Annotated in this window: 8 protein-coding genes; 4 read left to right on the top strand and 4 right to left on the bottom strand. The window is 41.0% G+C overall.

What is annotated here, in order from left to right; all coding sequences use genetic code 11:
* From ABWO12_RS07975 to ABWO12_RS07965, 3 genes are all read left to right on the top strand, one after another.
* The coding region (locus tag ABWO12_RS07975; protein WP_353088240.1) for a T9SS type B sorting domain-containing protein at positions 1-714 on the top strand (714 nt) is incomplete at its 5' end.
* 4 nt (positions 715-718) lie between these two features.
* Positions 719-1732 (top strand): PorP/SprF family type IX secretion system membrane protein, encoded by a 1014-nt coding sequence (locus tag ABWO12_RS07970; RefSeq protein ID WP_353088239.1) that lies wholly within the window; start codon positions 719-721, stop codon positions 1730-1732.
* Positions 1733-1775: 43 nt separating this feature from the next.
* A complete protein-coding gene (locus ABWO12_RS07965; RefSeq protein ID WP_353088236.1) occupies positions 1776-2303 on the top strand; it encodes a gamma carbonic anhydrase family protein in 528 nt (175 codons plus the stop codon).
* On the opposite strand, the gene ABWO12_RS07960 is transcribed toward ABWO12_RS07965, so the two are convergent.
* Genes ABWO12_RS07960 through ABWO12_RS07950 form a run of 3 tightly spaced genes read right to left on the bottom strand, consistent with a single transcriptional unit; the run spans position 2300 to position 5265 of the window.
* On the bottom strand, positions 2300-3217 hold the full coding sequence (locus ABWO12_RS07960) for a geranylgeranylglycerol-phosphate geranylgeranyltransferase (RefSeq protein WP_287785591.1): 918 nt from the start codon (positions 3215-3217) through the stop codon (positions 2300-2302). The two genes, ABWO12_RS07965 and ABWO12_RS07960, sit on opposite strands and share 4 nt — an antisense overlap.
* Positions 3218-3222: 5 nt before the next feature.
* Entirely contained in the window at positions 3223-4161 is a 939-nt protein-coding gene (locus tag ABWO12_RS07955; protein ID WP_353088234.1) for a mevalonate kinase family protein, read from the bottom strand.
* Positions 4162-4176: 15 nt separating this feature from the next.
* Positions 4177-5265: a diphosphomevalonate decarboxylase gene (locus ABWO12_RS07950; RefSeq protein WP_353088232.1), complete on the bottom strand. Its 1089-nt coding sequence runs from the start codon at positions 5263-5265 to the stop codon at positions 4177-4179.
* A 75-nt stretch (positions 5266-5340) separates the two neighbouring features.
* Here ABWO12_RS07950 and ABWO12_RS07945 point away from each other — a divergent pair, with 75 nt between their 5' ends.
* Entirely contained in the window at positions 5341-5817 is a 477-nt protein-coding gene (locus ABWO12_RS07945; protein ID WP_073361637.1) for a TspO/MBR family protein, read from the top strand.
* A 48-nt stretch (positions 5818-5865) separates the two neighbouring features.
* On the opposite strand, the gene ABWO12_RS07940 is transcribed toward ABWO12_RS07945, so the two are convergent.
* Positions 5866-9933 (bottom strand): DUF7619 domain-containing protein, encoded by a 4068-nt coding sequence (locus ABWO12_RS07940; RefSeq protein ID WP_353088230.1) that lies wholly within the window; start codon positions 9931-9933, stop codon positions 5866-5868.
* Positions 9934-9960: the final 27 nt, after the last annotated feature.

Raw genomic sequence — 9960 nt, 5'->3', positions numbered from 1 at the left:
GTGGATAATGACGTACCGGGAAGTTATACCTATGCTTGGTATTTGAGTCCCGATTTAGTGAATGCTATTGCCTCAGGGCCAAGCTATACGGTTGACACTGCCCACCCGGATGGGAATACACGCACGTATGTTGTGGTAATGACCAGCACGAGTGCTTTGGGTTGTAGCCAAGCTTCGGCGAGCTTTGATGTGATTCAGTCGGGGCAGGCGGTAGTTCCTGCGGGGCAGATAGGCTATACCGTTTCTAATGCGTTCTCTGACTTACAAACGATAACGGTAACTGTGGATGGCTACGGCATGTATCAATACAGTTTGGACGACGGACCGCGTCAGGATTCCCCAGTATTTACCGATGTTCCGATGGGTGAGCATACCATCACCGTATGGGATACCGAGGGTGGTTTGGCCAACAGTTGTGACCCGCTGATTTTAACTGGGGTGTCTATTATTGACTATCCGCATTATTTCACGCCCAACGGCGATGATATCAACGAAACGTGGAATATTGTAGGATTAAGTAGTCAAATAAACGCAAAAATTTATATATTTGACCGCCAAGGTAAACTCTTAAAGCAAATCAGTCCCACGGCAGCAGGATGGGATGGTACCTACAACGGTGCCTTGATGCCTGCCACCGACTACTGGTTCTTAGTGGAGTACTTTGAAGGGGATATCGCGAAAGAATTTAAATCCCATTTCTCATTAAAACGATAATACAATGAAATTGAGACAATTGCTCCTTGTAATAGGACTATTAATTGCAAAATCTACTAGTGCTCAGGAAATTTTACCGGTGTATTCCGATTATCTCTCTGACAACTATTTTTTGTTGCACCCATCTATGGCGGGGGCTGCAAATTGTGCTAAATTACGAATGACAGGTCGCCAACAATGGTTTGGACAAGAAGATGCCCCTGCGTTACAAACCTTAAGTTTTAACGGAAGTTTGTCTGATAGCGACGGTATGGGTATTATTTTGATCAATGATCGTAACGGGTACCATTCACAAAAAGGGTTTCGTGTGGCTTACGCGCATCACATAATGTTTTCGAGAGACAATGTGGATTTGAATCAGTTGTCATTCGGTATCAATGCGGGTTTTGCTCAAAGTTTGTTGGATGAGACCTCGTTTTTAGAAAATAATCCCACGTATGACCCTATAATTGATGGAACTATTGTACAAAAAGCTTCTTATTTCAATGTAGATATTGGAGCTTCTTACAATTTCTTAGATTTTTACGCCCATTTAACCGTTAAGAATGCAGTAGCCAGTAACCGAAGATTGTATACTGATCGTGAGCCTACCAACTTACGTCGATTAATCTTCAATATGGGATACACCTTTGGCGATTCAGAGACTATTCAGTGGGAGCCTTCATTTATGTTGCAACACGTTTTTCAAACCAAAGAAACTACATTGGATTTGAATATCAAAGCGTACAAAAATTTGGAATTTGGTAAATTATGGGGCGGACTTTCCTACCGTAGAAGTTTGGATGGTGCTGAATACATTGAAGGAATCAATTCTAGTTTAGTAGTAAATGACCAACAGTTACAATACATTACTCCGATTGTGGGAGTTAATTATAAAAACTTTATGTTGTCCTATACATACTCGCATTTATTGGGCAATATACGCTTTGACAACGGTGGTTTTCACCAAATTACTTTAGGTGTTAATTTGTTCTGTAAACCTGAAAAATACCACTGTAACTGCCCAGCAGTTAACTAATTATTTTACCATAAACATCCCGATTCGTCGGGATTCTTTTTTTATGAAAATTATAAAAGCGATTCGAGGAAAATATCCCGTAATTCCAGAAGATTGTTATATTGCAGAAAATGCAACAATTGTAGGAGAAGTCACTTTAGGAGCTTCATGCAGCGTATGGTTTAATGCCGTAATACGTGGAGATGTGCATTCGATTACTATCGGAAATAAAGTAAATATTCAAGATGGTGCGGTCATTCATGCCACCTATCAAAAGCACAAAACAACAATAGGAAATAACGTTTCGATTGGACATAACGCAATTGTACACGGTTGTACAATTGAAGATAATGTGCTGATAGGAATGGGTGCCATTGTCATGGATGGATGCGTAGTAAAGTCCAATTCGATTATTGCTGCAGGTTCGGTACTTACTCAGAATTCCGTGGTCGAATCGGGTACAATTTATGCGGGAGTCCCAGCCAAAAAGGTCAAAGAACTCAATGCTTCTGAGTTTGCAGGAGAAATCGAACGCATATCCAATAATTACGTGATGTATTCGGGCTGGTTTAACAATTCTGAAGACCTTTAGTTGGGCAACAGTAATCGCGCATTTTCAAGTACCCGAGGGTTGATGAGTACAATACTGAATACGCCCAATACGATCAAAAACTTTAATATTAGGTGTAAAATTAAATAGTCTTGTTTTCGTTGGGACAGCGGTATGCGCAGAGCAAAGGCAATAAGCGCCAATGCAGCACCATAAAAGTAAAAGTCCATAAACCCAACGTCATAGACATCTATTAAAAAAAATAACGGAATTACAGTAGATACAACGAGTCCCATAACAACTTGATGGGCAATTTTCTCCCCATATTTTACCGGTATCGTTTGATATCCATTGGCTAAGTCACCTTGGATGTTTTCCAGATCTTTAATAATCTCTCGGATTAAAATGAGTATTCCCAGAAATGAGGCATGGGCCACAATTTCGGGATAGAAATTTTTGTAGTAGAGTAAAATGGCAAAAAAGGGTAGAATGGCCAAAATAGCCGCCGTTAAATTTCCAATGATCGCCAACCGCTTGAGCTTGTGGGAATACAGCCAAATAAGAAAAATATATCCCGAAAAGAAGAGTACTGCTCGAAAGGATACAAAAAAAGCAATGAGTGCCACAAAAAAGTTTAAGCTAAAATATACATTCAGCTTTGTTTTTTGACTCACCAAGCGGTCCAGCTTTGATTTTTGTGGTCGGTTGATTAAATCTTTATTGCTATCGTAAAAATTATTAATAATATAACCCGAAGCAATTGTTAGCGCAGAGGCTAAAATAATAACAAACAAATTTGCATCCAACAGAACATGCAAGGCACGTTTTTCGGGGGCAAAAATGAAAATGGCTGAAAGGTATTGTGCTAAAACAACAACAGGAATATTGTATCCGCGAACTACAGAAAACATACTGATGATTTTCATCATCGTAAGTTTAGTTTGTCGACGGACCATATCCCTTAAAATTGATACACTACTTCAATTTTGTAATCTTTGAGGGACTGTTGTGCTTTTTCTAAATCTTGTGTAAAGCCCAAAATATAGCCGCCACCGCCTGAACCACAAAGTTTTAAGTAGTAATCATCTGTTTCTAAACCTTTGCGCCAAATACCATGAAATTCTTCTGGAATCATGGGTTTGAAATGGTCTAGAACGACATTAGATAATTTCTTCGTATTGGTAAACAACGATTTGAAATCGCCGCCTAAAAAGTTTTCTACACAAGCATCCGTGTGTTTCACGAACTGATTTTTTAGCATTTTACGAAAACCTTGGTCTTTTAAGCTTTCCATAAAAATATTGACCATAGGAGCCGTTTCACCTACAATTCCAGAATCTAAAAGGAAAACAGCTCCTTTGCCTTCTGTGCTTTGTGAAGGAATGCCTGTCGCTTCAATATGATCTTTGGAATTGATTAAAATAGGGATGCTTAAATAGCTGTTCAAAGGGTCTAATCCCGAACTCTTCCCGTGGAAAAAAGATTCCATTTGTGAAAAGATTGTTTTGAGTTGCAACAACTTTTCCCGGGTAAGATTTTCTAGAACTGTAATTTTTTCTATGGCGTATTTATCGTAGATCGCAGCTACTAATGCTCCGCTACTGCCTACTCCATAGCCTTGTGGAATACTGGAATCAAAATACATTCCAACAGCAATATCAGCTTGTAAGGCTTCGATTTGAAATTGTACTAATTCAGGTTGCTCTTGTTGCAATTGCTTTAAATAGTCTGCAAATTTTTGAAGACTCGCATTTGATTGCTGGGCCTCTTGTGAAGGGCTGTCCTCAATTTTTAAGGCACCATTGTAAAAATTGTAGGGAATCGATAAACCTTTGGAGTCTTTGATGATTCCATATTCACCGAACAATAAAATTTTAGAATAGAATAAGGGTCCTTTCATAGCTTTACAATTCAGTTACGGAGTTAAATTTTGCGCACCGTTTCCAATAGCGTCACAAATATACTGTTCCTTTTGACAATAGCCAACTAATTCGTTCTTAATAAATTGTAAAACAGTAGCTTTATCGTTTTCGGGATATAAAACATGCACATTAGCGCCTGCATCCAACGTGAAACACACCGGAATAGAGGTGGCTTGGCGAAACCTCCAAATGCGATTTATGATTTCCAAGGTATTGGGCTTCATTAAAATAAAGTAGGGCGTTGACGTCATCATCATAGCGTGTAACGTTAAGGCTTCACTTTCGGTAATACGGATGAAGGCCTCCATATCTCCCGTTTTTAGGGCTTCGACAAGAAGACTCAAATTTTGTGGCGCTTGCGCAAATCGTTCAGCGGCAAAGGGATGTCCGTGCATTAAATCGTGACCGACGGTGCTTGATACCTGCTTTTCACCCTTGTCTACAAGCAATATAGTGTCTTGATAATTTTGAAAAATAGGATGAACGGGATCTTCAAACGCAACACCATACGCAGGTGTACTTCCTTTGATTTGGTCATGTTCGCCCCAAACGACTATCGACCCTTTTAAACTTCGACACGCACTTCCCGAACCGAGTCGCGCCAAAAAAGAGGCTTTTTCCCAAAAATAATTGTCTTCCATTTCAGGCTGAAGTAGCCGTTCCAAACTCATAATATTGACGGCCAACGCAGCCATACCCGAAGCGGATGAAGCAATACCCGAGCTATGTGGAAACGTGTTTTGGGTGTCTATTGTAAAATGAAAATCGGTAATATAATTGCAATAGGGGAGAATTCGTTCAAAAAACTGCTGTATCTTAGGGTGAAACGACGGTTTGGGTTCTCCTTCAAACTTGAATTCAAAAGTGATAGCTCCCTTTGATGCTTTGGGGTTAAAATCCAATTGGGTTATCGTTTTACACTGATTCAAGGTGAAACTTAGGGAAGGGTTGGCGGGGATTTGATTTTCTTTTTTCCCCCAGTATTTAACTAAAGCGATGTTACTGGGTGCCGACCATCGAAAAGAACCGCTACCTAATTCGAGAGTACTTCCTTTAAACGTAAAATCAGTGGTAGTGTGCATGCGCTATTTTTTCACAAAGATAAAAAGAAATTCAGGGGTACATTCGGCTTTATTATCTTTGTAACAAAAAAGAATATGCAACGATTTTTACGCATCAGTGTCGCCGTGATGACTTGTTTGGTAGTTGGTTACCTTTCGGGAATGGCCACAAAACAAGGAATTACCGACTGGTATCCCACGTTAAACAAGCCTTTCTTTAATCCGCCCAATTGGGTTTTTGCTCCTGTATGGACTCTTTTATACCTTGGAATGGGTGTTGCAGCTGGTTTAGTTTGGTCACAAATGGAGAAAAATGAGGCTCTAGTCAAACGCGCTCTTTTCTTTTTTACGGTACAATTAGCATTAAATGCCCTTTGGTCGTTTTTGTTTTTTTCGTTGTGGAATCCCCTTGTGGCTTTGCTCGAAATCATCCTATTGGAGTTGATGATTTATGAAACGTATATTCAATTTAAAAAGATAAACCGCTGGGCTGGATTTTTACTTATTCCTTATCTGGCTTGGGTTGGATTTGCGACGCTACTCAACGGAGCAATTTGGTGGTTAAATAGATAAAAAAAGCCGTTCGATGAGAACGGCTTTTTATCAGTCAAGAGAGGTTGATTATTTTTTAATCAGTTTTTGGGTAAAATGTTGCCCAGTAACCGATTCAATTTCTACAAAATAAACGCCTTGCGGTAAGGTAGCAATATCCATACTGTGTTGTACCGCATTGATGTGTTGGGATGACAACATGGTTTTGCCCAATACATCATAGATTCGAATAGCCTCCAAAGTAGATCCATTGGTGTTTGCTTCAAAAGTGAGCGTATTCGAAGCGGGATTTGGATACATCACAAAAGCAAGGTATTCTTGTCCATTTAAACCTAATGGTGCTGTAAATTTTGTATTCCATGTATTGGTTACAATCGCAGGATTGGTATCAAAATAAATCGAAGCGGTGTTCGGTACTATGGTTCCCACTTGGAAGCCGGGATTGAGTTTGACTCGGAATGTTACAAAACCTTGACTCGCTTCTGGACTCACAATTTCGGGAACTAATTGAATGTTTTCAAATTTCCACTCGATGTGATTGCCTTCACGGGTCATGACATAATTATGACTTGAATTTACCATTCGAATACTTTCTTCATCAATGAGCGGACTCAAATCGTCTTCAATTCGAACGTCAATAGCATTCGCGGTTCCCATATTTTGAAAACGAATCGTATAGAATAGATAATCGTCAGGCGTAAAAGCACTAATTGGGATTTTATCTCCATGGGCTTCCATTTTATCATTTGGATCCCAAGAATTAACTACAATTTGTGATAAACTAGCGGAGTTATTTGCAGTATATATATCATTAGCTATCGTAAGTGTCGCTGTCGCGGTAAGAAGATTATTTAAATTCACGGTTGGTGCTGGAGGTACCGTTAAGGTAAGGTATAACGTAATATTCTGATTTGGTTGTAAATTTGTATAATTGTACGTAAATCCATTAGGATTGGTAACGGCACCAGTAGGATTCACAGTTACTCCAGTAACTAAAGTAGGGCGAACATACGTTAGAGTTCCCGATGCTGTTGTTCCTCCATTGTTTCTTATTGTTAATCGTTGCGTGTACGTCAGTCCGGGTCTTGGTGGCGCACCATAAGGACTTAAACTGACTTCTACATCACTATAATTTTGTAGGCTTGATATAGGGAAATAGAAAATTTGCGAACCGCTATTGGTTGGGATATTTACATCATTAACAGAAAAACCGTTACTTGAAAAATAAAGTTGAAATTCGGGTAAGATTTGATAATTTATATCGTACGTGTTATTTGAATTCGTATCGTAAATGGAATACATACCGGTAGGCGCATAGACCATCATATCGGAACCCGAGTTGTTCTGTTGAACCACAAAATTTCCAAAGGGAAATGTACTTTCTCCTGTATCTTGAACGCCATTAGTGTTACTGTCAACATATGCAATAACCAATATTTTAGGAGCGTCTTGCGCACAAGTTACATTGGCAGTCCAGCCCGCGGCAGCTGTTGTAGTTCCACTGCGAAAAACAAAAGTAAGACAGCCGTCTGGGCTACTTGAGGTAAATGGGCCAGGGGTCGTTGTTCCCCAATAACCTCCAGCTGATCCGCCGGGGACATTTCCGGGAGGATTCGCACTGGCTATCATTGGTGCAGCAGCTGAGTTTCCGTTATAAACATACAAGCCGTCGTTATTGGATTCAATGGCAAAGGCCGTAAAGGTTACAGTAACGATTTCTCCTGGATTAGTTGGGCAAATGACATATGTTTGATTCGAATTGTTGGGGTAATTTGCATTAGGTCCACCCGTATCTGTAAATGTGCCTCCACAGGCAGGAGGAACCATAGGTGTAGAAATATTGGGCAAAAAATTACAAGTGCTTATGTCAGTACTAGAGCATATTGTTCGAACAAAAACGTCATAGCAAGTGTTGGGCATAAGGCCATTCACGACGACAGGATTTGTAGTGGTTAGGATTCCTCCCGTTGATGAAATTGTTGGTATAGGAGAGCCACAGGGTAAAACAAATACTTCCCATTGGGTATCATTTGGTGAAGCGGCTGTCCATCCGATGGTTATACTCGTAGCAGTGATCGATGAGGCTACAAGCGAATTGGGACGGATACAAGTTGGTGCAGGACCACAGGTTATATTTGCTGTCCAGCCCGCTGCAACTACTGAGCCATCACTTCGAAAACGGAAGGTTAAACAACCATCTGGTGCAGATGATGTAAATTCGGGTAAGTTGGTTCCTGTCAATGTGCCCCAAAAACCACCAGGAACACCACCAGGTACATTCCCAGCTGGATTTGCACTCATAATCATGGGTGCGGTTATCGAATTTCCATCAAAGACGTATAAAGCATCCCAATTGGTTTCAGTGACAAACGAAGTGAAAGTTACAGTTACGGTTTCGCCTGCATTTGTTGGGCAAATGGTCGTCGTTGAATCGGTATTATTTGCATAATTAGCATTGGGCCCACCGGTATCAGTAAAAACTCCGCCACATACAGCAGGTGCATTTAATGTTGTAAAATTAGAAGATACAGTCCAAGCGCTAGCGTCTGTACTGCTGCAAACGGCTCTCACAAATATTTTGTAACATGTGGAAGCGGTTAAGCCAGTTAATATGAATGGGTTGGTTGTTACCAGTGTTGTTGGAAAATTGGGCGTTGGTGCAGTTAGGGTGCACGGTACAGCGACCACCTCCCATTGGGTTGTATTGGATGCATTATTTGTCCAATTCACTTGCGCAGTGGAATTTGTTATTCCTGTCACTGTCACTGCAGTGGGGGCACTACAGGTTGGAGCCGCAGCACAAGTGACATTGGCAATCCAACCGGATCGTGTTACTACATTATCACTAACAAACCGGAACGTTAAGCATCCATCGGATGATGTTGAGCTAAATGGTCCTGGTATCGTTGTTCCCCAGAATGCTCCCGGAAGTCCTCCAGGGATGCTGTTCCCGTTGTTTCCGCTTGAAATCTGAGGTGCGTTTATTGAATTACCGTTATATACGTATAATCCATCCCAAGTTGCTTCAATATCAAAACCGGTAAAGGTTACCGTAACAACTTGTCCTGAGGTTGTGGGACAAATTACATAAGTATTGTTGGAATTGTTGGCGTAATTGGCATTCGCTCCCCCGTTGTCTACAAATAACTCGCCACAGTTCGGAGAAACTACCGGCGATTGCGAGGTTTGAAAGTACGTTCCAGCAGACCAAGCAGAGGTTCCATTACTGCACAACGAACGGATGAAAAAATTATATTGCGTGTTGGGTGTTAATCCTGAAGCCAAAAAGGGACTTAAAGAAATTACGGTTCCTGTGGTATTGGCTGTTGGTAATCCAGCTGTTTGGGGTAAAACAACCACTTCCCATTGGAGGGCGCTTCCTTGTGCTGTCCAAGCAAAAGCAGCTCCTGTTGAGGTGATGGTTGAAACGCTAAAATTGGTAGGCAATACACAGGGTTGTGTAGTGTTGATAACGAATGTCATAGGAACCGACCAGTCGCTCATAGTACCCGAACATATCGTTCGAATAAAAACATTGTATGTTCCAGGTTGTAACGTTGTCAAGTACGTGGGTGAAGTTGCCAAAACGCCTTGGGAATTCGGATTGGGAACCGAACCAGCTGGAAGAATTAATACTTCCCATGGACCCGCGTTGTTGTTGGGGTCTGTCCATGAAAGCGTGACTTGTCCGGTCACACTAGTGTTGGGTATAATTTGTGTGGGAGGTAAACAATTGGGTTGCATACACTCCACCAAACCTATCCATCCTGAAGCCGTGCCGGTCGCATCGGAAACTAATTGCATACTTAATGTTCCCGATGGATCACTGGCAATAAATGTAAATTGCTCATTGGTGACATCCGAAATTTCTCCCAGAATAGGATAATTTGGCGAGGGGCCATCGTAAACAGTAAGCACATCTCCAGGCGCAATGGTGATGGAGGAAAGCGACAAGATTACGGTTTGCCCAAGTGAAGTAGGGGCAATAATCGTAATATTGTTTTCATTCGATCCATAGTCGCCATTGGGGCCACCAGAATCATAAAAAGTCTCGCCGCAGGTGTAGGTATTTTGTGCGATTAATGCAATTGGGGCTACCAGTAAGGCGAAGAACGCCCATAGTAGTTGTTTTTTCATATTTGGTTAGGTTTTAACTAATCAAAT

The sequence above is a fragment of the Flavobacterium sp. genome, assembly GCF_040379285.1.
Lineage (GTDB): Bacteria > Bacteroidota > Bacteroidia > Flavobacteriales > Flavobacteriaceae > Flavobacterium.
Note: the sequence above shows the minus strand (reverse complement) of the source record. Positions and strands in the feature narration are given on the sequence as shown.

Excerpts from the sequence above, each read along its gene's own strand:
- ABWO12_RS07970 (WP_353088239.1), top strand. The coding sequence starts at position 719 with ATGAAATTGAGACAATTGCTCCTTGTAATAGGACTATTAATTGCAAAA.
- ABWO12_RS07965 (WP_353088236.1), top strand. The coding sequence starts at position 1,776 with ATGAAAATTATAAAAGCGATTCGAGGAAAATATCCCGTAATTCCAGAA.
- ABWO12_RS07960 (WP_287785591.1), bottom strand. The coding sequence starts at position 3,217 with ATGGTCCGTCGACAAACTAAACTTACGATGATGAAAATCATCAGTATG.
- ABWO12_RS07955 (WP_353088234.1), bottom strand. The coding sequence starts at position 4,161 with ATGAAAGGACCCTTATTCTATTCTAAAATTTTATTGTTCGGTGAATAT.
- ABWO12_RS07950 (WP_353088232.1), bottom strand. The coding sequence starts at position 5,265 with ATGCACACTACCACTGATTTTACGTTTAAAGGAAGTACTCTCGAATTA.
- ABWO12_RS07945 (WP_073361637.1), top strand. The coding sequence starts at position 5,341 with ATGCAACGATTTTTACGCATCAGTGTCGCCGTGATGACTTGTTTGGTA.
- ABWO12_RS07940 (WP_353088230.1), bottom strand. The coding sequence starts at position 9,933 with ATGAAAAAACAACTACTATGGGCGTTCTTCGCCTTACTGGTAGCCCCA.